The sequence below is a fragment of the Aequorivita sp. 609 genome, from assembly GCF_014212065.1.
Classification (GTDB): domain Bacteria; phylum Bacteroidota; class Bacteroidia; order Flavobacteriales; family Flavobacteriaceae; genus Aequorivita; species Aequorivita sinensis.
The window spans coordinates 1-722 of sequence record NZ_JACJVM010000008.1; the positions used below are offsets into that span (position 1 = coordinate 1).

Annotated in this window: 1 protein-coding gene; it reads left to right on the plus strand. The window is 34.8% G+C overall.

Annotated features, from left to right (window positions below):
- Positions 1-280: hypothetical protein (locus tag H4O20_RS14970; RefSeq protein WP_221442736.1), on the plus strand; the 280-nt coding region annotated here is incomplete at its 5' end.
- Positions 281-722: the final 442 nt, after the last annotated feature.

A 722-nucleotide genomic window follows, 5' to 3' on the forward strand; every position in this document is an offset into this window, starting at 1 on the left:
GACACATCGCTCGTTTTTTTTTTTTTTTTTTCTCCTGATCTGTGGATTAAAAGTGTTGGTGTTCCCTTTACTACTGATCGAAGAACTGATTCACCATGGAAAAGACAATCAGCCCAAGAAAAAGCAAATTCTATCTAAAATTGAATGGTGTTTGGGACACCGACCAAGGGCAGAAGGTTTGGTATTTTCAGAGAGGATCAGACTGTTAAGATCAATGTTGAAGTGGCCGTGTGTCACTCTCACGCGTGTTGGTGCCTTTGCTGGCGGGTTTTATTTATAAGTGTATTATGTATATATCACAGATAGTATAATATATAATATCAGTAAAGAGAGTAGAAACAATTGATGCTCTTTTTAGGCAAAAAAAAAACATGCAATTTACCCTTATTATGGAAAACCAGTTTAAATGGAAACTGAAGAGTGGAAGTACATCACACTGCTATTAATTCTAATGTGAATGCTGATTCCATCTTGTACTTCAAGCAACATTTGTCCTGTTTTTGTAATTGTGGATTGAATCTTCTAAAGTGCCTCTAAATAATTTGTACTAATAGCCATTCATCTATACCAAGTAACGGGTAAGAGCAATTCATTTTCGCCATAGTCAATGCTGTTATTTTGTGACTAGATTTGCATCATTTGAAGGGGTTACAATAAAAACGTTGCATACCACTATGAGCATTATAGTTCAGTGTTTCCTGGATGTATTTAAAAAAATTTTT